The following is a 21,185-nucleotide window of genomic DNA, read 5'->3' as shown; positions in this document are numbered from 1 at the left end:
ATGACCGATACATCCTTCGACCCGTCGGAGGCTCCCGCGGATCGCTTCGATCCGGGCGAGGCCGATTCCCGCTGGCAACGCGCCTGGGAAGAAGCGCGCGTTTTCGAAGCCGACAGCGACAGCGCGAAGCCGAAGAGCTACGTGCTGGAGATGTTCCCCTATCCCAGCGGGCGCATCCACATCGGCCACGTACGCAATTACACGATGGGCGACGTGCTCGCGCGCTACAAGGCGATGCGCGGCTTCGAGGTGCTGCATCCGATGGGCTGGGATGCCTTCGGGATGCCGGCGGAAAACGCTGCGATGGAAAAGGGCGTCCACCCAGGCGGCTGGACCCGCGCGAACATCGCCAACATGAAGGAACAGCTCAAGCGGCTCGGTTTCGCGCTCGACTGGAGCCGCGAGTTCGCGACCTGCGATCCGGAATACTACGGCCACGAACAGGCGCTGTTTCTCGACCTCTACGAAGCCGGGCTGGTCTATCGCCGGCAGAGCGAGGTCAACTGGGACCCGGTCGACATGACCGTGCTCGCCAACGAACAGGTGATAGACGGCAAGGGCTGGCGCTCGGGCGCCGAAGTGGAAAAGCGAAAGCTCGACCAGTGGTTCTTCAAGATCACCGCCTTCGCCGAAGACCTGCTCGAGGGGCTGGGCGACCTCGGGGACTGGCCCGACAAGGTCAGGCTGATGCAGGGCAACTGGATCGGCAAGTCGACCGGGCTGGAATTCAGTTTCGACCTGTCGAGCGGCGACACGCTTCCGGTCTACACCACGCGGCCCGACACGATTTTCGGCGCAAGCTTCGTCGCCGTGGCGGCGGATCATCCGGTCGCGCAAGGCGTGGCGGCAAATAGCGCCGAGGCGCGCGAGTTCATCGCGCTGTGCAAGCGCGGCGGGACGACGGCTGCGGAGCTGGAGACCGCGGAGAAGCTCGGCTTCGATACCGGCATCACGGCCAGGCACCCCTTCACCGGGGCGGACCTGCCGGTCTTCATCGCGAACTTCGTGCTCATGGACTACGGCACCGGGGCGATCATGGCCGTGCCCGGGCACGACCAGCGCGATTTCGAATTCGCGACCAAGTATGGCCTGCCGATCCCGCGCGTCGTCGCGCCCAGTGTCGAGGATGCGGACAAGCCCTTCGGCAGGGAAGCGGAAGCCGGTGAAGGCGTGATCGTCAATTCGGACTTCCTCGACGGCATGAGCGTCGAGGATGCCAAGCGCGAAATCATCGCCCGCATCGAGGCGATGGGCAAGGGCCAAGGCAAGACCGTCTGGCGCCTGCGCGACTGGGGCGCGAGCCGCCAGCGATACTGGGGGACGCCGATCCCCTTCATCCATTGCGATAATTGCGGCGTGGTCCCGGTGCCGAAGGACCAGCTCCCCGTCGTCCTGCCCGAAGACGTCGACTTCAAGACGCCGGGCAACCCGCTCGAACGCCATCCGACCTGGAGCAAGGTGGACTGTCCGGGGTGCGGCGGGGCGGCCCGGCGCGAAACCGACACGCTCGACACTTTCGTCGACAGCTCGTGGTATTTCCTGCGCTTTGCGAGCCAGCCCGCCGACAAGCCGTTCGACGCGGAAGAAGTCGCCAAGTGGATGCCGGTCGAACAGTATATCGGCGGAATCGAGCACGCGATCCTGCACTTGCTCTACGCCCGCTTCTGGACGCGCGCGCTGGCGAGCACCGGCAAGCTGGAGGTGAAGGAGCCTTTCGCCTCGCTGTTCACGCAAGGCATGGTCACGCACGAGACCTACAGCCGCAAGGACGGCGAGCGGACGGTCTATTACGCGCCCGAGGAAATCAGCCGCGAGGCCGATCGCGCGCTGTTGACCCAGGATGGCGGCGAGGTCGAGATCGGACGCGTCATCAAGATGTCCAAGTCGAAGAAGAACGTCGTCGACCCGGACACGATCGTCGCCCAGCACGGCGCGGACGCGGTCCGCTGGTTCATGCTGTCTGACAGCCCGCCCGAACGCGACCTGCCCTGGTCCGAAGCCGGGATCGAAGGCTGTGCGCGCTTCGTCCACCGGCTGTGGCGCATTTTTGGCACCTACGATGGCAGTGCCACCGGCGAAGACAGGCAACTGGCGCGCAAGCTCCACCAGACGATTGCCGCGATCGCCGATGACATCGAGGCGCTCTCGTTCAACAAGGCGGTCGCCCGGCTCTACGAGCTGGCGAGCGCGGTCGAGAAGGCCGATGCCACCGCCACCCGCAGCGAAGCGGTCCGCTCGATGATGCTGATGGTCGCGCCCATGATGCCGCACCTGGCGGAGGAAGCCTGGCACCGCGCAGGCTTTTCCGGCCTGATCGCCGAGGCTGCCTGGCCCGAAGTCGATCCGGCGCTGCTGGTCGAGGATGAAGTTACCATCGCCGTGCAGCACATGGGCAAGCTGCGCGATACGCTCACCGCACCCAAGGGTGCCTCGAAGGAGGCGCTTGAAGAAATGGCTCTGGCGAGCGAGAAGGTGCAGCGCTCCATCGACGGGGCCGAGGTTCGCAAGGTGATCGTGGTGCCCGACCGGCTGGTCAATATCGTCACATGAGAGGCCTGTTGCTCCTGCTCGGCGCCGCTGTCTCGCTTTCGGCATGCGGTCTGCAGCCGATGTATGCCGGCGGCGGCAGCGGCGCGGTTGCGCAAGGGCTGTCGCAGATTTCCGTGCCAGCGATTCCGGGACGGCAGGGCTGGCTCGTCCGCAATGCCTTGCAGGACCGGCTCGGCATGGTCGATGCGGGCGCGGCGACTTATCGCCTCGACGTGCGGCTCGACGACGATCTCGAAGCGCTGGGCGTGCTCAACGACGACACGATCAGCCGCGAACGCCGGATCCTGCGCGCAAGGTATCAGCTGGTCGATATCGCCTCGGGCGACATCCTGCTGGATGCGACCGCCGGATACGATGCAGGGATCGACGTCGTGTCGAGCGAGTACGCGACAATCGCGGCCGAGCAGACCGCGCTCGAGAATCTGTCGAACGAGATTGCCGACCGGATCGTGACCGAACTCTCGCTGGCGCTGCGCAGCGGCCAGCAATGATGCGATGAAGGCGACCCAGAAGGATTTCGCCAGCGTCGTCCAGCGTGCCGTGCGCGAGGCGCGGGTATTCTTCTTCTGCGGACCGGACGAAGCGGGGGCCGCTGCCGCCGCCCAGCGCACTGTCGAACTCCTCGATGATCCCGGCGAGCGGGTCGAGCTTTCCGGCGCGCAACTGCGCAAGGACCCGGTTCTACTAGGGGACGAGGCGCGTTCGACATCGCTGTTCGGCACCAGCAGGCACATCTGGGTCCGCGCCAGCGGAGACGAGGCTTTCGACGCGATCGGCAACCTGTTGTCGCATACCGCCGAAGCCTGTCCGGTGATCGTGGTCGCCACGTCGGCTACCGACAAGTCGCGCACCGCCAAGCTGCTCAGCCCCCGCAAGGATGCGCTGATGGCGATGTTCTGGCCGCCGGACCTGTCTTCGGTGGCAAGTTCTGTCCGGACCATGGCGAGCGCGGCGGGCCTCAAGCTCGCCGGCGATCTTGCCGAGCGGATCGCACGCGGGGCGAACCTCGACGTGCGGCTGGCCCAGTCGGAAATCGACAAGCTCGCGCTCTATTGCGACGCCTCGCCGCAGTCGCCGGTCCTGGTCGAGGCGGCCGCCCTCGATGCGATCGGTGCGAATTGCGAGGAAGACGGGTTCATGCCGGTGGTCAACGCCGTGCTTTCGGGCGATGCGCGCAATGTGCCGGGCGAGATCCGGCGCATGCGCGAGCTCTCGCTGAATCCGGTCGGCCTGCTTCTCGCGTTCGAGCGGCGGACAGCCCAGCTGGCGCGCGTTTCCGCGGCGCTCGGGCCGCGCGGGCGGATGGGCGACCTCGACCGGGGACGCAAGGCATCGCTGGGTATCTTCTTTCGCGACGAACGCGACATCGCCAGCCAGATCGGTACGTGGCGCGGCGGCCGGCTCGAGCGGCTGACGACGCGGCTGACCAAGCTGCACCAGGCTATGCTCGCCAACAGCCAGGCATCCGAATTGCTGCTGGCCCAGGAACTCACGGAGATTGCGCGCTTCGCCGGACGCCGCTGAGGCCGCCCACCTTTTTTAACGCTGCGGAGCGGCTGCACAGAATTCATCTTCCTGCGCTCGCAAGCCTGCGGCCTACGTGTTACTACCTGGGTCCGGGTTTGATGGGACGCCGCCAGAGTGTCGGAAGAATTTCTCGAAGCACAGAAGGCCTTGGCCGAGGCGCGCCGGATGGCGCCCCCGGTCGCGCCCTCGCTCGAGCGCCGCCGCTTGCGCGCCTACCTCGCCATGCTGCTGGCCGATGTCTGCGCGATCCTGGTGGCAGGACTGGCGGCAGGTTGGCTCTACGAGGGGCTTTTCCCGCACCCCACCGCCTGGCTGCAGGCGCAGTTGCTGCTGCCGATCTACCTGACCATCGGCCTCTACAACGCCACATACTCGCTCGGCGCGCTGGAAGACCTGCGCTTTGCGCTCGGCAAAGCGATGCAGGCGCTGCTGATCTCGGCTGCGCTGCTGAGCTTCGTGCTGTTCTACGCCAAGACCGGGGCAGTGTTCTCGCGTGCGGCGTCGGCATTGGCGATCGTCATTGCGGGCGGCGCGATCGCGCTCGTCCGGCTGGCGACGCATGGCGTGGTCGCCCGCATCTGGGACGGGCGCGTTTCGAACATCCTCGTGATCCGCGACGATGGGCCAGAGTTTACCTTGCCCGGCGCGGTAGTTGCCGACGCGGCGGATGCCGGCCTCGACCCGGCAGCGCAGGACCCGCAGGCGCTCGACAGGCTCGGCCAGCACCTGCGCAACAGGGACAAGGTGATCGTGTCCTGCAGTCGCGAGCGGCGCGAGCCATGGGCCTATGTTCTGAAGGCAAGCGGCGTGACCGGCGAAATCCTCAGCGAGCCCGCGCATTCCATCGGGGCGATCGACGTCACCCGCTATGACGCGCAACGGCAGAGCGCGCTGGTTGTGGCGATGGGGCCGCTCGGCTTGCGGGCCCGGGCGGTGAAACGCATGTTCGACCTTGCGATTGCCGGTCCGGCGCTGGTGCTGCTGGCGCCGGTGCTGGCTGCGATCGCGCTGGCCGTCAAACTCGGCGATGGCGGCCCGGTGCTGTTCGTCCAGCCCCGGGTGGGCAAGGGCAATCGCATCTTCCCGATGCTGAAGTTTCGCACGATGCGATCCGGCAGCGCGGACCGGGACGGACTGCGCTCGACCGAACGCGACGATGCGCGGGTGACGGCGATCGGTCGGTTCCTCAGGCGCACCAGCCTCGATGAACTGCCGCAGCTGTGGAACGTGCTGCGCGGCGAAATGGCGATCGTCGGGCCACGCCCCCATGCCCTCGCCTCGCAGGCAGGCGACAAGCTGTTCTGGGAAGTCGACGCCCGGTACTGGCATCGACACTCGCTCAAGCCCGGCCTGACCGGCCTGGCGCAGGTGCGCGGCCTTCGCGGCAGCACCGAGCAGGAAGAAGATCTCGCCGTCCGCCTGCAGGCCGATCTCGAGTACATCGCGCGCTGGAACCTGCTGCGCGATGCAGCGATCATGCTCCGGACCCTGCTCGTGCTGGTTCACCGCCGCGCATATTGAGCGCGATCAGCCGTCGAGCCAGTCCCCGACCATTTGCGAGCTTTCTGCCGCGCGCGCGATTGCCGGGTCGCGCAGGGCGCGCGCGGTGTCGCCCAGCCGGCGCAGCATGTGCGCGGGATCGTGCATCGTCTTGCCGAGCCGTGCGAAGCCCAGTGCCGCCGCTTTCGCGATACCCTCGGCCGCGTGCACCTGCCTGATGGCGGCGAGGCTGCGCGTATCGCGGCGCTGACCGGACGGCTGGAGCAGGAGGCGCGAGGCATGGTCGATCGCCAACTCGTCGACGGGAAGCGGGCAAGCGCTCCTCTCGATGAGACCGGGCAGGCGCCAGCGGTCGACCAGCGCGAGCGTTAGCGCCGCTCCGCGCGCGAACCGGCCAGTTTCCGCCGCATCCCAGAATGTGGGCCAATCGAGCGGGTGCTCGCGCAGCAGGTAGTCGACGTCCGCGAGGATCAGCGGCCCGACTTCGAACCGGTGGCTGTAGGCCGCGTGAATCGCGAGATGCGCGAGCATGTCCTGCGCCGACAGCGCGAGGAGGCCGCTGTCCCGGTCGCGCACTGAATGTGCGAAAAGGCGTTCGTCGGCGAGCGGCGGGGTCGGCCATTGGAGGCTGCCTGGCGGCTCCCAGGCATGGGCGTGCAACTCGACGATCGTTCCCGCTTCGGTCGCGAGCACCGCCAGTTCCTTGTGCGAAACGGCATGGTCCGCCGGATCGTCCGGAAAAGCCTCGATGGCTTCCATCCCGGCCGCCAGCAGGGCGGCGAGCGCGCGGGGGGCATCGCTCTCGCGCACGAGCAGGTCGAGATCGCGCAGCACCCGTTCGGCGGGATCGGGATAGACGGTCCAGGAAAGCCAACCGCCCTTGAGAACGATCGCGTCGACGCCGGCCGTCCGCAGAGTGGCTGCGGCCTTGAGAATATCCCGCCGCTGGACGAGTGCCGCCAGCGCCGCCGCGCGGTGCGCCGCCTGCCAGCGGGCGGCGATGGCGTCCGGTACATGATAGGCGATAGCACCACGCTGCATACGTGCGTGCAGGTGCGGTTGCAGCCGCTGGTCGGCGGCCAGTGCATCCACGTCAGGCCAGAGCTCTCGAGCGATCGCGCCCTGGCGCTCGCGCGGGCCGAGCAGCGTCAGAAGACCCCGTTCGGCTGCGGTGAGAATGCGCTCAGTCCTGCGGGACGGAGAAGGAACCGGTCACCCGGCCGCCACTGGTCGTGGTACTGCTGCCGGTCACGCCCGAGGATCCGCTGGCGCTGCCGTCGACACTCGATACGCCGCTGGCGAGATCGATCACCAGCCGTCCGCCGTTGAGCGTATCGCTGCCCCGCCGCAGCCGGACGTTGCCGGCCATGGTGATGATGCGCCGGTTGAAATCGTAGACCGCGACATTGCCCGTCGCGCTTTCGTCGCCGCGGGTCACGGTGACGCCGCCGGTCGCCATGATGCGCTGGATGCTCAGCGTGCCGGCGTCCGAATAATTGACCAGCGTCCGATCGGCCTTCAACCGCAGGCCCGCCTGGGTGATATCGACATTGCCCGACAGGACGACGCGGTTCTGCCGGTCCTGCAGCTCGATCCGGTCCGCCGCGTAGGACACCGGCGCGCGCGAATTGTGGCCGGCGATGGCCTGGGCATTCAGCTGCATCGCGCCCACGGTCGCCAGCGTGAGGGCGAAACTGGCGAGGCCCCAGCGGGCGGCGGTACGGGCAAGCTGTTGCATTACGGCATCCTCAATTGGCCGGGGACCATGCGGACCCTGGCGTTTCCGGCGAGCTGGATCGTCCGCTCGTCGACGTCGATAACGATTCGATCGGCAGAGAAGGTTCCGGCAGGAATCTCGCCCTCGACCCCGGCATCGCCGCGCGCGATCCGCGTGCGCAGGTTCATGGTCACGTCGTCGACCTGCATCCGGTAGCCGTCGGCAGCGGTCAGTCGCAGCGGGCCGTCGACCATCATCAGGTCGTCGCTGATGTCATAGGCGCCACCCGCGGCAACGATCCTCGCCGGACCCTCTGGCAGCAGCAGGCGGGCGACCATGTCCTCCATCCGGACCACGCCTTCCGCGCTCGATTGCTGGACGGCTTCGCCCGCGGTGAGGGAGAAAGGCCGGCCCTTGTCGTCCTGGCCGCGGTACATGGCATTGTCGACGCGCAGCCGCTCGTTGATGACGGCGACCTTGTTCCGGTCGAGCAGGAAGCTGACTTCGCCGCGCGGGCTGAGCGGCGTGATGACCATCAGCGCGGCGATGACGCCTATCGCCATGGGCAGGGAACGCGCGAGGAAGCGGACCAGCCGGTCGTGCGTTCCGCCGGGCGCTGCGAAGTGCTGCCGCGCGTTGCGCAGCTCCTTCGCCTCGTCCGTTTCGATCCGCCGTGTCCCGATCATCGTCTCGCTCTGCCTGAGGCGTCCTTACATGTGGCTGAAGATGTCGTGATCGCCCCAGCCGGCAATGTCGAGCTTCGCGCGCGTCGGCAGGAAATCGTAGCAGGCCTGCGCGAGCTCGGTCCGGTTCTCCCTTGCGAGCCGCTCGACGAAGACATCGCGCAGCCGGTGCAGATAGCGAACGTCGCTCGCGGCATAATCGCGCTGGGCATCGTTGAGTTCCGGCGCGCCCCAGTCGCTCGACTGCTGCTGCTTGGAAATGCTCCCGCCGAGGAGTTCCTCGACCAGGTTCTTGAGCCCGTGCCGATCCGTATAGGTGCGGGTCAGCTTGCTCGCGATCTTGGTGCAGAACACGGGCGCGGCGGTGACGCCCAGGTAATACTCGATCGCGGCGAGGTCGAAGCGGGCGAAGTGATAGATCTTGAGCCGCTGCGGATCGGCCAGCGCCGCCTTCAGGTTCGGCGCATCGTAATTGCTGCCGACCTTGAAGCGAATGAGGTGTTCGTCGCCCTGCCCGTCGCTGATCTGGACGACGCACAGCCGGTCGCGCGGCGTGACGAGGCCCATGGTTTCGGTATCGACCGCGACCGGGCCGTCGGCGAGGACGCCCGCGGGCAGGTCTTCTTCGTGGAAATGCACTGTCATATGCCGTGCGCCTTAGGCCGACTTGGGGAGAAGGGGAAGGGTTCGCTGGCGCTGCAGGCGGTGCGGTTTTATCGCCCGGGCATGAGCGATCCGATCCCCGACAGCTGGAAGCCCGTGCTGGAACCCGTCCTGGCAAGCGGACAGGCGCGCCAGCTGGGAGGCTGGCTGAGATCGGAAGAAGAAGCGGGCAAGGCGATCTACCCGCCCCGCGGTGCCCGTCTGCGTGCGTTGGAGCTCACGCCGCTCGACGCGGTGAAGGTCGTGATCCTCGGGCAGGATCCCTACCACGGGCCGGGGCAGGCGCATGGGCTGGCGTTCTCCGTGCCGGAGGGGGTGAAGCCGCCGCCAAGCCTCGCCAATATCTACAAGGAGCTCGAATCCGATTGCGGCATCGCGCGACCCGCCGACGGCAATCTCGAAGCCTGGGCGCGGCAAGGCGTGCTGCTCCTCAACAACACGCTGACGGTCGAGGACGGCAAGGCGGGCAGCCATGCGGGCAAGGGGTGGGACGCGATCACCGATGCCTGCGTCGCGGCGGTGGCGGAGCGGGGCGATCCGGCGGTTTTCGTTCTCTGGGGCAGCCATGCACAGGCCAAGGCCGCCCGGATCCCGGCGCTTGGGCGCAGCAGCGACCACCTCGTCATCCGCTCGCCGCATCCCAGCCCGCTCTCGGCGCACCGCGGCTTCTTCGGTTCGCGCCCCTTCAGCCGCGCCAATGCCTTCCTTGCCGAAAGGGGTATCACGCCGATAGACTGGCGCGTCTGAATTGCAGGAGAGGATTGCCGGTATGGGCGACATGGTGTTGTGCGAGGTGAGCGAGGGCGTGGCGACGGTGACGCTCAATCGGCCCGAAGCGATGAATGCATTGTCGCGCGACCTGCGCAACCGGTTGGCCGAGGTGATGCGCGCGGTGAACGAGGATGATGCCGTGCGCGCCGTGATCCTGACCGGCGCGGGCGAACGCGCGTTCACTGCCGGGCTCGACCTGAAGGAGCTGGGTTCTGACGCGTCGTCTCTGGGCGCGGCGAATGCGACGACTCCCGCCGACAACCCGGTCAAGGCGATCGAACAATGCGCCAAGCCGGTCATCGGGGCGATCAACGGGGTCGCCATCACCGGCGGGTTCGAGGTGGCGCTCGCCTGCGACGTACTGGTCGCGAGCAGCAATGCGCGGTTTGCCGACACCCATGCGCGGGTCGGCATCGTGCCCGGCTGGGGTCTGTCGCAGAAATTGAGCCGGATGATCGGCATCGGGCGCGCCAAGGAAATGGCCTTCACCGGCAACTTCCTCGACGCCAGGACGGCCTACGAGTGGGGGCTGGTCAATCACGTGGTCGAACCCGGGCAGCTGATGCCGTTCTGCGAGAAGCTTGCGCGCGACATGGCAAGCATCGATCCGCAGTTTGCCGCGAACTACAAGCGGCTGATCGACGACGGCTTCGCGATGAGTTTCGCCGACGGCATGGCGCTGGAAGCCGAACGTTCGACGGCCGCCAACAGCCAGGTCTCCGCCGAGGAAGTCGAGGCGCGCCGCGCCGCCGTGCAGGAGCGCGGGCGCGGTCAGTAACCGCACGCAAGCCATCGAAAACTTGTAAGAAACCGTCATCGTGTCGTATGGGGCTGCGGGAAGGAAAGACGGGTCATGGACGAACGATTTTACGAGATGGTGCTGGACACCATGCCGGACCTTGTCTTCGTCAAGGACCGCGATCTCAGGATCGTTTATGCCAACCCGAGATTCCTGGAAATCTACGCTCCTGCCGATCGCGAAAGCGTAGTCGGGACGACGACGATCGACAATTTCCTGCCCGAAGAGGCAAAAGTCTTCATGGCCGAGGATCGCCGGGCCTTCGAGGAAGGCTATTCGGAGATCATCGAGGACATCGTCGACTGGCAGGGCGCATCGCTCACCCTGTTCACTCGCAAGCAGACCTTTGTCGACAGCAAGGGGCGCACGATGCTGCTCGCGATCTCGACTGATATCACCAAGCTCTCGCAACGCGAGAAGACGCTGGTGCGGGTCAACCGGCAGCTGCGCGACTACGCCCAGTCGGTCGCGCACGACCTTCGCTCGCCGATCGCCAGCATCATCAGCGGCGTCAACATCCTCGAGCGCGACAAGAAGAATGTTCTGACCGAGCGATCGCAGATGGTCGCGCAAGCGATGAAGGAAAGCGCGCTCGGCATGTCCGCACATCTGACGTCGATGCTCAATGCCGCGCAGTCGGAGCAGAGGTCGCTGGTGTTCACCAAGTCCGACCTGCACCTGTTGCTGGAAGAAGCCCGCTTCAACCTGTTCGCGCTGCGGACTTCGCGCGACGCCGTCGTGCAATCCACGCGCTTGCCGGTCGCCCATGTCGAGCCGAATCTCTTTCGCCAGATGCTGCAGAGCCTGATCGAGAATGCGATCCGCCATTGCGGTGTCGACAAGCCCGCCGTGACGATCCGCTACAACGAGACCGAGGACGAGCTGATCTTCACGGTCAAGGACAACGGCATCGGCATCTCGGCGCAGAAACGGCACATGCTGCTACGCCCGTTCGGCGCTTCGGAAAGCGACGACGGCTACGGGCTGGGTTTCGCGCAGTGCCAGCGCATCGCGCATTTGCACGATGGCTTCATCGACATCCCTGAAGATTCGCAGGACGATGGCGGGCTTGTCTGCGTGCACATCTCCAAGCACCTGAGGGCCACGCCGGCCGCGACCTAGTTCAGGGCGCGACCTGCGCCAGAACCAGACCCCCGCGCCCGAACAGCCGGTGATCCGATAGCCGGCCAAGCGGAGCTCAGCGTGGCAGTTCCGAGCTTCCCATGAGGAATTCGTCGACCGAGCGCGCGGCCTGGCGTCCCTCGCGGATGGCCCAGACCACCAGGCTCTGGCCGCGGCGCATGTCTCCGCAGGCGAAGACTTTCTCGCTGCTGGTGCGATAGTCGTGGGTGTCGGCGGCGATGTTGCCGCGATCGGTCATCTCGACGCCCGACTGGTCGATCATCCCGGCTTTCTTCGAGCCGACGAAGCCCATGGCGAGCAGGATCAGTTGCGCGGGAATGGTGAACTCGCTCCCCTCGACCTCCTGCATTTGCCCGTCCTTCCATTCGACGCGCACGCATTCGAGCCCGGTGACCTGTCCATCTTCACCGGCGACCCGCTTGGTCAGCACGGCCCAGTCGCGGTCGACGCCTTCCTCGTGGCTGGAGGAGGTGCGCAGCTTCAGCGGCCAGTCGGGCCAGGTGAGCGCCTTGTCTTCCTTTTCAGGAGGCTTCGGCATGATCTCGAGCTGGGTGACGCTCCTCGCGCCCTGGCGGTTCGACGTGCCGACGCAGTCCGACCCGGTATCGCCGCCGCCGATCACCACGACGTCCTTGCCGGTCGCCGTAAGCGTGCCGCGCGGCGCCGCACGGGTCTCGTCGTCGCCAGCGTTGCGCTTGTTCTGCTGGGTGAGGAACTCCATCGCCAGCCGGACGCCCGGCAGTTCCGCCCCCGGGATCGCCAGCGCGCGCGCGTCTTCCGCGCCGCCCGCCATCACGATCGCGTCGTAGTTTTCCTCCAGCGACTTGAAGGAGATGTCGACGCCGACTTCCTTGGAAGTTTTGAACTCGACCCCCTCGGCCTCCATCTGCACCGCGCGGCGGTTGATGAGGTGTTTCTCCATCTTGAAGTCGGGGATGCCGTAGCGCAGCAGGCCGCCGATCCGGTCGTTCTTCTCGAACAGGGTGACGGAATGGCCGGCCCGCGCGAGCTGCTGGGCGCAGGCCATGCCTGCCGGGCCGGAACCGATGACCGCGACCGACTTGCCGGTTTTCTCCTTCGGCACCTGGGGCTCGATCCAGCCTTCCTGCCACCCGCGATCGACGATCGCGCATTCGATCGACTTGATGGTCACCGGATTGTCGGTGATGTTGAGCGTGCAGCTCGCCTCGCACGGGGCCGGGCAGACGCGGCCGGTGAATTCCGGGAAATTGTTGGTCGAGTGGAGCACTTCGAGCGCGCTCCGCCAGTCGTCCTCATAGACCAGGTGGTTCCAGTCCGGGATGATGTTGTTCACCGGACAGCCGTTGTGACAATAGGGGATGCCGCAGTTCATGCAGCGGGCCGCCTGATTGCGCAGCTTGTCCGCGTCGAGCGGAACAACGAATTCCTTGTAGTTCTGCAGCCGCTCCTCGGGAGCGATATACGTGCGGTCCTCGCGTTCGTACTCGAGGAAGCCGGTTTCCTTGCCCATGTCCTAGCGTCCCGTTCTCTTATTCAGCTGCAACCGAGGCGGCATCCTCGCGCTCGGCTTCGAGGAGCTTGAGCGCCCGTTCGTAGTCGGTCGGCATGACCTTGACGAACTTGCCCAGCGCATTGTCCCAGTCGTCGAGGATTTCCGCGGCCTTTGCCGAGCCGGTGTGCAGCTTGTGCCGCTCGACCAGGATCTTCAGCCGCTCCGCATCGTGGCGCAGCATGTCGCCCATGCCGAAATCGTGAACGCTCAGCGGGCGTTGCTGCGGACGGCCGATGCCCTCGTCCGCATCGGGTTCCGAGCCGATCTTGCGCAAGTCGACCTGCGCCATGTTGCACCGCTGCGCGAAGGTGCCATCGGGGTCGTAGACATAGGCGAGGCCGCCGCTCATGCCGGCCGCGAAATTGCGCCCAGTCTGGCCGAGCACGACGACCACGCCGCCGGTCATATATTCGCAGCCATGATCGCCGGTCCCCTCGACCACGGCGATCGCGCCCGAGTTGCGGACCGCGAACCGTTCGCCGGCAACGCCGTTGAAATAGGCCTCGCCAGCGATCGCGCCATAAAGCACGGTATTGCCGACGATGATGTTCTCGCCCGGCTGGCGCGGCACGCCATCGGGCTGGCGAACGACGATCCGGCCGCCGGAAAGTCCCTTGCCGACATAATCGTTGGCATCGCCGGTCAGCGACAGGGTGACGCCATGGGCCAGCCATGCGCCGAAGCTCTGTCCGGCGACACCGGTGAAATCGATCTTGATCGTGTCGGGAGCGAGGCCGGCATGGCCGCGCTTTTCCGCGATCCTGCCCGACAGCATCGCGCCGACAGTGCGGTTGACGTTGCGAATTGTCCGTTCGAGCCGGATGGTCTCGCCCCGTTCGATCGCGGGCCCGCAAGCCTCGATCAGCTCGTTGTCCATCGCCGCGGCAAGTCCGTGATCCTGCGTCTCGGTGTGGTTGAGCGCCTTGCCCTCGGGCACTTGGATCGTGTGGAGCAGCCTGGACAGGTCCACTCCTTCCGCCTTCCAGTGGCGGTGGACGCGCTTCATGTCGATCCGGTCGACCCGGCCGACCATTTCCTCCAGCGTGCGGAAGCCCATCTGCGCCATGATCGCGCGCAGTTCCTCGGCGACGAAGAAGAAGTAGTTGATCACGTGTTCCGGAGTGCCGGTGAAGCGCGCGCGCAGCACAGGGTCCTGCGTCGCGACGCCGACCGGACAGGTGTTGAGGTGGCACTTGCGCATCATGATGCAGCCCGCCGCGATCAGCGGGGCCGTGGCAAAACCGAATTCGTCCGCGCCCAGCAGAGCGCCGATCGCGACGTCGCGCCCGGTGCGCAGGCCGCCGTCGACTTGAACCGCGATGCGGCTGCGCAGATCGTTGAGCAGCAGCGTCTGCTGCGTTTCGGCGAGGCCGATTTCCCACGGGCTTCCGGCATGGGTGAGCGAGGTCAACGGGGAGGCGCCGGTGCCGCCCTCGTAGCCGGAAATCGTGACATGGTCCGCCTTGCACTTGCTGACCCCCGCGGCGACGGTGCCGACGCCCACTTCGGAGACGAGCTTGACCGAAATGCGGGCGCTCGGCTGCACGTTCTTGAGGTCGTGAATCAGCTGCGCCAGATCCTCGATCGAGTAGATGTCGTGGTGCGGCGGCGGCGAAATCAGGCCGACGCCCGGCGTGGAATGACGCACCGCGCCGATCCGCTTGTCGACCTTGTGGCCGGGCAGCTGGCCGCCTTCGCCGGGCTTTGCGCCCTGCGCCATCTTGATCTGGATATCGTCCGAGTTGACGAGATATTCGGTCGTCACGCCGAACCGGCCGCTGGCGACCTGCTTGATCCGGCTGCGCATCGAATCGCCGTTGTCCATCGCGACGAAGCGTTCGGGCTCCTCGCCGCCTTCGCCGGTGTTGGAACGCCCGCCGATGCGGTTCATCGCGATGGCGAGGGTCGAATGCGCCTCGTGGCTGATGCTGCCGAAACTCATCGCGCCGGTGCTGAAACGCTTGACGATCTCGACCGCCGGTTGGACCTCGTCGATGTCGAGCGGCTCGTCCGCCGGCTTGAGTTCCATCAGCCCGCGGATCGTCAGCAGCCGTTCGGACTGCTCGTTGATCGAGCGCGCGAATTCGTCGTAGTCGGCCGGCTTATTGCCGCGCACCGCGTGCTGCAGGTGGGCGACGTTGGCCGGAGTCCAGGCATGGTCTTCGCCCCGGATGCGGTACTGGTAGATACCGCCCACATCGAGCATCCTGCGATAGATTGGGTTGTCGCCGTAGGCGGCGGCGTGACGCCGCACCACTTCTTCGGCGACCTGTTCGAGCCCGACACCCTCGATCGTGGTCGCCGTTCCGGTGAAATAGCGCTCGATGAACTCGCTCGACAGACCGACCGCGTCAAAGATCTGCGCTCCGCAATAGGACTGGTAGGTCGAGATGCCCATCTTGGACATGACCTTGCGGATCCCCTTGCCGACGGCCTTGACGTAGTTCTGGCGAACCTCGCCCTCGTCGAGTTCGGGGAAACGGCGCGCGCGCAGGTCCTCGATCGTCTCGAAGGCGACGTAGGGATTGATCGCTTCAGCGCCATAACCGGCGAGGACGCAGAAATGGTGCACCTCGCGCGCTTCGCCGGTCTCGATGACCAGGCCGGTCTGCATCCGCAGGCCCTGCCGGACCAGGTGGTGGTGGACCGCCGATGTCGCGAGGAGTGCAGGCATCGCAATCCGGTCCGGACCCTGCGCCCGGTCCGACAGGATCAGGATGTTCCGGTCCTGCAGCACGGCCTCGGTCGCGGCCCAGCACATTTCCTTCAGCGCCATGGCGAGGCCGTCGGCGCCGCTCGCGGCATCCCATGTCGTGTCCACGGTTGCGGTGCGGAACGCGCCGTCGAGCACCGTCTCGACCGAGCGGATCTTGGACAGATCGTCGTTGGTGAGGATCGGTTGGCTGACCTCGAGGCGGCGATGCGTGCCTGCTTCCTTGCCGAGCAGGTTCGGGCGCGGCCCGATCATCGACAAAAGGCTCATCACCAGTTCCTCGCGGATCGGATCGATCGGCGGATTGGTGACCTGCGCGAAGTTCTGCTTGAAATAGTCGTAGAGCGGGCGCGAACGCTCGGACAACACGGCGATCGGCGTATCAGTGCCCATCGACCCGATCGGATCGTCGGCGTTGAGCGCCATCGGCTCGAGGAAACGGGTGACGTCTTCCTGCGTGTATCCGAAAGCCTGCTGCCGCTGGAGCAGCGTGGTTTCGTAATCGGGCAGTTCCGAACCTTCGGGCTCTATCTCCTCGAGATCGGCGAGCTTGTACTGCGCATCTTCCAGCCACTTGGCATAGGGCTGGGCATTGGCGAGTTCGGCCTTGAGTTCCTCGTCCTCGACGATCCGGCCCTGTTCGAGATCGACCAGCAGCATCTTGCCCGGCTGCAGTCGCCATTTGCGCACGATGTCTTCCTCGGCGAAGGGCAGCACGCCGCTTTCGGACGCAAGGCAGATGAGATCGTCCTTCGTGACGCAATAGCGCGCAGGCCGCAGGCCGTTGCGATCGAGGCAGGCGCCGACCTGGCGCCCGTCGGTGAAGCACACTGCCGCCGGCCCGTCCCACGGTTCCATCAGCGCGGCGTGGTATTCGTAGAAGGCGCGGCGCGCCGGATCCATCTGCTCGTTCTTCGCCCAGGCTTCGGGGATGAGCATCATCATCGCATGGGCCAGGTCGTACCCGCCGACCAGCAGCAGCTCCAGCGCATTGTCGAGGCATGCGGTGTCCGACTGGCCGTGCGGGATGATTGGCCACAGCTTGTCGAGATCGGCCCCGAGCAGCGGCGATTCCATCGTGCGCCGGCGCGCGTTCATCCAGTTCACGTTGCCGCGGACCGTGTTGATCTCGCCGTTGTGCGCCATGAAGCGATAGGGGTGGGCGAGCCGCCAGCTGGGGAAGGTGTTGGTCGAGAAGCGCTGGTGCACGAGGCCCAGTGCCGAAACGCAATCCGGATCGCGAAGGTCGTCGTAGAAGGAGCCGACCTGGTTCGCCAGGAGCAGGCCCTTGTAGACGATCGTCCGCGAGGAAAAGCTCGGGATGTAGAGATCGGTGAGGCCGGGCAGGTCGTGCTTTTCTGCAAGGGCCTTGAGCGGGTTCTGCGTCTGCTTGCGGATGACGATCAGCTTGCGCTCGAAGGCGTCCTGGTCGGCGCAGTTCTCGCCGCGCGCGATGATGCACTGTCGCACGACCGGCATCGAATCGACCACCGCCTTGCCGAGCCCGTCGAGCGTGACCGGCACCTCGCGCCAGCCGACCAGCGACTGGCCTTCCTTCGCGATGAACTTCTCGAACTGTTCGGTTATGAATTCGCGTGCCGCCTTGTCCTGCGGCATGAAGCACATGGCGACGGCGTAGTCGCCCGGTTGCGGCAGGGTCTTGCCCTCCGCTTCGGCCCACTTTCGGAATAGCGGGTCGGGGATCTGCAGGAGGATGCCCGCGCCATCGCCCAGCAGCGGGTCGGCGCCCACGGCGCCGCGATGGTCCAGATTGGCGAGGATTTCCAGCGCGCGGGTGACGATGTCGTGGCTTTTGACCCCCTTGATGTGCGCGAGCATGCCGACGCCGCAGGCATCGTGTTCGTTGCGTTCATCGTACAAGCCCTGAGGCCCGGGGTAGCCCATAATCCATCCCATCACTGCAGCCACCTGTGGCCGACCGGACCCTCGACGGGGCCGGCAGGGTCGCGCGCAGGCACGACGCCGGTGGCGAAAATGTCGCGAGCAATCCTATTGCCGACAGAATCGTTTTTTTGCAACTGCGAGACGTGAAGGAATCTTTCGGCGAACGAAAGAATTTGGGAGGGTTGGTGCCCCGCGTTTGCGCTCGCTCAGCGGCCGCCCTGGGAGCGGTGGATCGCCAGTGCCAAGCGTTCGACGAGGCCGGTAAGGCCGAGTTCGGCAAGCGGCCTGTCCGCGAGGCTGCCCTCGACGAAGCGCGCGCGTGCGGCGCGTTCGCCCTCCCGGTTGCGTTCGAGCACGAGGCCGATCTTGCGGTAATCCATGCGGCACAGGCTAGGGGCCAGAAGTAAATCGCGTCCTAACGCCATACCCTTCCCGCGAGGCCGGCGATGACGGGCCCCGATGCCGTAACGGCACCAATCCGTGCGTTGCACCGCTTGCCGCGATGCGCCATGAGTCCCTGCGCATTCGGGGCGTTGAGAGTCGCTCCGGACCGGAAATTCAGATCAGCACTTCGAAGGAGAGAGACATGAGCCCGCAGGACGTAGCAGCCAAGGTCGGCGAGAACATCGGCACCAGCGAATGGGTCGAGATGAGCCAGGAGCGGATCAACCAGTTCGCCGAAGCGACCGGGGATCACCAGTTCATCCATCTCGACGAGGAAAAGGCCAAGATGACCCCGTTCGGCGGGACCATCGCGCACGGCTTCCTGACCCTTTCGATGATCCCCTACCTGTCGGCCAATTCGGACCTGCCCAAGGTCGACGGCGTCAAGATGGGCGTCAACTACGGCGGCAACAAGACGCGCTTCATCGCCCCGGTGAAGAGCGGCAAGCGCATCCGCGGCCACTGGAAGCTGCTCGAACTGGTCGAGAAGCGCCCCGGCCAGTGGCAGCAGACCCACGAGATCACCATCGAGATCGAAGGCGAGGACAAGCCCGCCCTCATCACCGAATGGATTATGCAGTTCTTCGTCTGATCGTCTCCTCCCCGGGACGGAAGCGACAAACAGCAACTTCAAGGAATTACCATGTCACGTGACGCAGTCATCGTCTCCACCGCCCGCACGCCGCTCGCCAAGGCGGGCCGCGGGGCCTTCAACAACACCCACGCGGTCGAACTGGGCGCGTTTTCGGTCAAGGCCGCGGTCGAGCGTGCCGGCCTCGAAGGCGCGGAGATCGACGATGTCATCATCGGCGCTGCCAGCCAGACCGGCATGCAGGGCATGAACGTCGGTCGCCAGATCGCACTGATGGCCGGCCTGCCGACCTCGGTCGCGGGCATGACGATGGATCGCCAGTGCTCCTCGGGCCTGATGTCGATCGCCACTGCCGCCAAGCAGATCATCGTCGACCGGATGGACATCTGCGTCGCCGGCGGTCTCGAATCGATCAGCGGAATGCAGAAGAACACCGGCGGGCTGATCCCGTCCGAAGCGCTGCTCGAGATGCATCCCGATATCTACATGCCGATGATCGGCACCGCCGAAGTCGTCGCCAAGCGCTACGGTATCAGCCGCGAGGCGCAGGACGAGTATTCGCTCCAGTCGCAGCAGCGTACCGCCGCCGCGCAGGCTTCCGGCAAGCTCGACGACGAGATCGTGCCGGTCACCGCCACCATGCTGGTCAAGAACAAGGAAACCGGCGAGACGAGCGAGGAGCAGGTCACCATCTCGATGGACGACTGCAACCGCCCCAACACCACGCTCGAAGGCCTCGCCTCGCTGCAGCCGGTGATGGGCGAAGGCCACACGATCACTGCGGGCAACGCCAGCCAGCTGGCCGACGGGTCGGCGGCCAGCGTCCTGATGGAAGCCGAAGTCGCCAAGGCGCGCGGCCTCACCCCGATGGGCCGTTATGTCGGCATGGCAGTCGCGGGCACCAAGCCCGACGAGATGGGCATCGGTCCGGTATTCGCCATTCCGAAGCTGCTCGACCGGTTCGGCCTCTCGGTCGGCGACATCGGCCTGTGGGAGCTGAACGAGGCATTCGCGGTGCAGGTGATCTACTGCCGCGACAAGCTCGGCATCCCCGACGACAAGCTTAACGTCAACGGCGGCTCGGTCTCGATCGGCCACCCGTTCGGCATGACCGGCGCGCGTTGCGTCGGCCACGCGCTGATCGAAGGCAAGCGCCGGGGCGTCAAGTATGTCGTCGTGACCATGTGCGTCGGCGGCGGCATGGGCGCGGCAGGCCTGTTCGAGGTTCTGTAAGTGAGATTGCGTGCACCCCGCATCGAGCCGGTCGACATCGACCGGCTCGACGAGGAGCAGCAACAGGCGCTCGCCCCCTTCACCAACCCCGACAACAAGGTTGGCGGGGGGCGGGTGCTCAACATCTTCCGCACGCTCGCCCATGCACCCAAGGCGCTCAACGCGTTTCTCGGCTGGGGCAGCTACGTGCTCTCGCGGCGCAACGCCCTGCCCGAGCGCGAGCGCGAGATGGTCATCCTGCGGACCGGCTGGCTGTGCAGATCGGGCTATGAATTCGCGCAGCACACCCGGATCGGCAAGGACTGCGGCCTGACCGATGCGGAGATCGCGCGGATCAAGGCCGGCCCCGACGCGGAAGGCTGGACCGACCTCGAAAGCGCCATGTTGCGCGCGGCGGACGAACTGGTCGCCGACCACTTCGTTTCCGACGCGACCTGGAAGGCGCTGACGGAACTGGGCGACAAGGGCCGGATGGACCTCGTCTTCACGGTCGGCCAGTACACGCAGGTCTCGATGATACTGAACAGCTTCGGGATCCAGCTCGAGGACGGCGACCGGCCCGATCCGGACCTCGATTGCGCATGACGTCGAACGGGCGGCTGGCCGGAAAGGCGGCCGTTGTCGTCGGTGCCGGCCAGCAACCGGGCGAAACCATGGGCAATGGCAGGGCCATCGCCCTGCGGTTCGCCGCCGAGGGCGCCGAAGTCCTGTGCGTCGATCGCGACGCTGACCGCGCCGAGGCTGTCGCCGGGGAAATCGGGGCGGCTGGCGGCACGGGCTTTGCGCTTGCTGCCGACGTCGTCACCGATGCGGATCTGATCGTCGGCGAGGCCCTGGCGCGCTGGGGCCGGATCGATGTTCTCGTCAACAATGTCGGGATCGGTCATGCGGGCGACGGGCCTGCCCACGCCTGTGACGACGAGGCGTTCGAAAAAGTGTTCGCCGTGAACTTCACCGGTGCGCGCCGGGTCCTGGCCGCAGCGCTCGGACCGATGCGCGATGCGGGCCAGGGCAGCATCGTGAATATCAGCTCGCTCGCTTCGACGGCGGGGGCGAACATGATCGCCTACGAGGTTTCCAAGGCTGCGCTCAACCGGCTCACAATCGCCACCGCGCTGGGGTCGGCGAAGCGCGGTGTGCGCTGCAACGCGATCCTGCCGGGCCTGATCGACACGCCGATGGGAGTCGGCGGAACAGCCGCGCGCGATGGCCGCTCGCTCGAGGAGCAGCGTGCAGCACGCGCGGCGACCGTGCCCTTGCGGGGAGCCATGGGGCAGGCCGAGGATGTCGCAAATGCGGCGTTGTTCCTCGCCAGCGACGAGAGCGCATTCGTCACCGGGGTGCTCCTGCCGGTCGACGGCGGACAGGGTGCCCGCATCGGCTGATTGCCAAGCCGCTGATATGCGCGCAT

18 protein-coding genes are annotated in these 21,185 nt (G+C 66.2%); 11 read left to right on the top strand and 7 right to left on the bottom strand.

Features of this window, described 5'->3' with window-relative positions:
• The 4 genes from leuS to GRI48_RS07775 all read left to right on the top strand — a co-directional run bounded on the left by leuS (position 1) and on the right by GRI48_RS07775 (position 5,598).
• Positions 1-2,550 carry a leucine--tRNA ligase gene (gene leuS / locus GRI48_RS07790; RefSeq protein WP_160673639.1) on the top strand — a complete coding sequence of 850 codons (2,550 nt, stop codon included), beginning with the start codon at positions 1-3 and terminating at the stop codon, positions 2,548-2,550.
• Positions 2,547-3,041, top strand: coding sequence for an LPS assembly lipoprotein LptE (gene lptE / locus GRI48_RS07785; protein ID WP_160673636.1), 495 nt, complete (start codon positions 2,547-2,549; stop codon positions 3,039-3,041). Before leuS ends, lptE begins: the two co-directional genes overlap by 4 nt.
• Positions 3,042-3,045: 4 nt before the next feature.
• A complete protein-coding gene (locus GRI48_RS07780; RefSeq protein WP_160673633.1) occupies positions 3,046-4,074 on the top strand; it encodes a DNA polymerase III subunit delta in 1,029 nt (342 codons plus the stop codon).
• 117 nt (positions 4,075-4,191) lie between these two features.
• Positions 4,192-5,598, top strand: a complete 1,407-nt coding sequence (locus tag GRI48_RS07775) for a sugar transferase (protein ID WP_337190789.1) — start codon at positions 4,192-4,194, stop codon at positions 5,596-5,598.
• A gap of 6 nt (positions 5,599-5,604) precedes the next feature.
• Here the strand turns inward: GRI48_RS07775 and GRI48_RS07770 are convergent, their stop codons facing one another.
• The 4 genes from GRI48_RS07770 to GRI48_RS07755 form a co-directional block, all read right to left on the bottom strand.
• On the bottom strand, positions 5,605-6,669 hold the full coding sequence (locus GRI48_RS07770; RefSeq protein ID WP_160673630.1) for a nucleotidyltransferase family protein: 1,065 nt from the start codon (positions 6,667-6,669) through the stop codon (positions 5,605-5,607).
• 91 nt (positions 6,670-6,760) lie between these two features.
• A complete protein-coding gene (locus tag GRI48_RS07765; RefSeq protein WP_160673627.1) occupies positions 6,761-7,315 on the bottom strand; it encodes an LptA/OstA family protein in 555 nt (184 codons plus the stop codon).
• Positions 7,315-7,980: an LPS export ABC transporter periplasmic protein LptC gene (locus GRI48_RS07760; RefSeq protein WP_160673620.1), complete on the bottom strand. Its 666-nt coding sequence runs from the start codon at positions 7,978-7,980 to the stop codon at positions 7,315-7,317. Before GRI48_RS07760 ends, GRI48_RS07765 begins: the two co-directional genes overlap by 1 nt.
• A gap of 24 nt (positions 7,981-8,004) precedes the next feature.
• The gene (locus GRI48_RS07755) at positions 8,005-8,622 is read right to left on the bottom strand and encodes a ribonuclease D (protein ID WP_160673617.1); all 618 of its coding nucleotides are present in this window, start codon (positions 8,620-8,622) and stop codon (positions 8,005-8,007) included.
• A gap of 81 nt (positions 8,623-8,703) precedes the next feature.
• On the opposite strand from GRI48_RS07755, the gene GRI48_RS07750 reads away from it, so the two are divergent.
• From GRI48_RS07750 to GRI48_RS07740, 3 genes are all read left to right on the top strand, one after another.
• Entirely contained in the window at positions 8,704-9,387 is a 684-nt protein-coding gene (locus GRI48_RS07750) for a uracil-DNA glycosylase (RefSeq protein ID WP_160673614.1), read from the top strand.
• Positions 9,388-9,409: 22 nt separating this feature from the next.
• Entirely contained in the window at positions 9,410-10,189 is a 780-nt protein-coding gene (locus GRI48_RS07745) for an enoyl-CoA hydratase (RefSeq protein ID WP_202389200.1), read from the top strand.
• Between the two features lie 75 nt (positions 10,190-10,264).
• A complete protein-coding gene (locus GRI48_RS07740; protein WP_160673611.1) occupies positions 10,265-11,332 on the top strand; it encodes a sensor histidine kinase in 1,068 nt (355 codons plus the stop codon).
• Between the two features lie 76 nt (positions 11,333-11,408).
• Here GRI48_RS07740 and GRI48_RS07735 read toward each other — a convergent pair whose 3' ends face one another.
• From GRI48_RS07735 to GRI48_RS07725, 3 genes are all read right to left on the bottom strand, one after another.
• Entirely contained in the window at positions 11,409-12,845 is a 1,437-nt protein-coding gene (locus GRI48_RS07735; RefSeq protein WP_160673608.1) for a glutamate synthase subunit beta, read from the bottom strand.
• 19 nt (positions 12,846-12,864) lie between these two features.
• Positions 12,865-17,505, bottom strand: a complete 4,641-nt coding sequence (gene gltB, locus GRI48_RS07730) for a glutamate synthase large subunit (RefSeq protein ID WP_160675548.1) — start codon at positions 17,503-17,505, stop codon at positions 12,865-12,867.
• Between the two features lie 206 nt (positions 17,506-17,711).
• On the bottom strand, positions 17,712-17,885 hold the full coding sequence (locus GRI48_RS07725) for a hypothetical protein (protein ID WP_160673605.1): 174 nt from the start codon (positions 17,883-17,885) through the stop codon (positions 17,712-17,714).
• Between the two features lie 206 nt (positions 17,886-18,091).
• Between GRI48_RS07725 and GRI48_RS07720 the strand changes: the two genes are divergently transcribed.
• The 4 genes from GRI48_RS07720 to GRI48_RS07705 are packed head-to-tail and all read left to right on the top strand — an operon-like array spanning position 18,092 to position 21,159.
• A complete protein-coding gene (locus GRI48_RS07720; protein ID WP_160673602.1) occupies positions 18,092-18,541 on the top strand; it encodes a MaoC family dehydratase in 450 nt (149 codons plus the stop codon).
• A gap of 51 nt (positions 18,542-18,592) precedes the next feature.
• On the top strand, positions 18,593-19,774 hold the full coding sequence (locus tag GRI48_RS07715) for an acetyl-CoA C-acyltransferase (RefSeq protein WP_160673599.1): 1,182 nt from the start codon (positions 18,593-18,595) through the stop codon (positions 19,772-19,774).
• Positions 19,775-20,359 (top strand): carboxymuconolactone decarboxylase family protein, encoded by a 585-nt coding sequence (locus GRI48_RS07710; protein ID WP_160673596.1) that lies wholly within the window; start codon positions 19,775-19,777, stop codon positions 20,357-20,359.
• A complete protein-coding gene (locus tag GRI48_RS07705; RefSeq protein ID WP_160673593.1) occupies positions 20,356-21,159 on the top strand; it encodes an SDR family NAD(P)-dependent oxidoreductase in 804 nt (267 codons plus the stop codon). The genes GRI48_RS07710 and GRI48_RS07705 overlap by 4 nt, the downstream gene beginning before the upstream one ends.
• Positions 21,160-21,185 lie beyond the last annotated feature (26 nt).

The sequence above is a fragment of the Qipengyuania oceanensis genome (genome assembly GCF_009827535.1).
Classification (GTDB): Bacteria; Pseudomonadota; Alphaproteobacteria; order Sphingomonadales; family Sphingomonadaceae; genus Qipengyuania_C; species Qipengyuania_C oceanensis.
The sequence above is the reverse complement of the archived record's forward strand: the minus strand, read 5'-3'. Positions and strand labels throughout refer to the sequence as shown.